Origin of the sequence: Amycolatopsis sp. NPDC051758, assembly GCF_044453095.1 — a bacterium.
In the GTDB taxonomy this organism is placed as follows: domain Bacteria; phylum Actinomycetota; class Actinomycetes; order Mycobacteriales; family Pseudonocardiaceae; genus Amycolatopsis.
Genome location: NZ_JBITCJ010000036.1, coordinates 1 through 1,203, shown reverse-complemented (window position 1 = coordinate 1,203; position 1,203 = coordinate 1). Strand labels below are relative to the sequence as shown.

General features: G+C 55.3%; 2 rRNA genes. Both read right to left on the bottom strand.

The features are described from left to right. Window positions 1-3: 3 nt before the first annotated feature. A 5S ribosomal RNA gene (gene rrf / locus ACIA5G_RS53830) occupies window positions 4-120 on the bottom strand. A gap of 68 nt (window positions 121-188) precedes the next feature. Then, window positions 189-1,203, bottom strand: a 23S ribosomal RNA gene (locus ACIA5G_RS53825); the annotation flags it as partial.

Sequence of the window (1,203 nt, the reverse complement as noted above, 5' to 3'; positions counted from 1 at the left end):
TAAGTTCGGCGGTGTCCTACTCTCCCACAACCCTTCGGTTGCAGTACCATCGGCGCTATCAGGCTTAGCTTCCGGGTTCGGAATGGGACCGGGCGTTTCCCTGACGCTAAAACCACCGAAACACTCCGAAACAACACACGCAACCAGCGTGGTGCTTCAGAACCGTAGAGTGGATGCGCAACATCTTCGTAAACAAGTCCTCGGCCTATTAGTACCAGTCAACTCGACAACACATTACTGTGCTTCCATTTCTGGCCTATCAACCCAATGGTCTGTTGGGGGCCTTAACCCACAAAGGGTGGGATACCTCATCTTGGAACAGGCTTCCCGCTTAGATGCCTTCAGCGGTTATCCCTTCCGAACGTGGCCAACCAGCCATGCCCCTGGCGGGACAACTGGCACACCAGAGGTTCGTCCGTCCCGGTCCTCTCGTACTAGGGACAGCCTTCCTCAAGTATCCTACGCGCGCGGCGGATAGGGACCGAACTGTCTCACGACGTTCTAAACCCAGCTCGCGTGCCGCTTTAATGGGCGAACAGCCCAACCCTTGGGACCTACTCCGGCCCCAGGATGCGACGAGCCGACATCGAGGTGCCAAACCATGCCGTCGATATGGACTCTTGGGCAAGATCAGCCTGTTATCCCCGGGGTACCTTTTATCCGTTGAGCGACACCCCTTCCACCAGGAGGTGCCGGATCACTAGTCCCGACTTTCGTCCCTGCTCGACATGTCTGTCTCACAGTCAAGCTCCCTTGTGCACTTGCACTCAACACCTGATTGCCAACCAGGCTGAGGGAACCTTTGGGCGCCTCCGTTACTCTTTAGGAGGCAACCGCCCCAGTTAAACTACCCATCAGGCACTGTCCCTGAACCAGATCATGGCCCGAGGTTCAGATTCCCAATTCGACCAGAGTGGTATTTCAACAACGACTCCACAGTAACTAGCGTCACCGCTTCACAGTCTCCCACCTATCCTACACAAGCCGAACCGAAAACCAATACCAAACTATAGTAAAGGTCCCGGGGTCTTTCCGTCCTGCCGCGCGTAACGAGCATCTTTACTCGTAGTGCAATTTCGCCGGGCCTGTGGTTGAGACAGCCGGAAAGTCGTTACGCCATTCGTGCAGGTCGGAACTTACCCGACAAGGAATTTCGCTACCTTAGGATGGTTATAGTTACCACCGCCGTTTACTGGCGCTTAA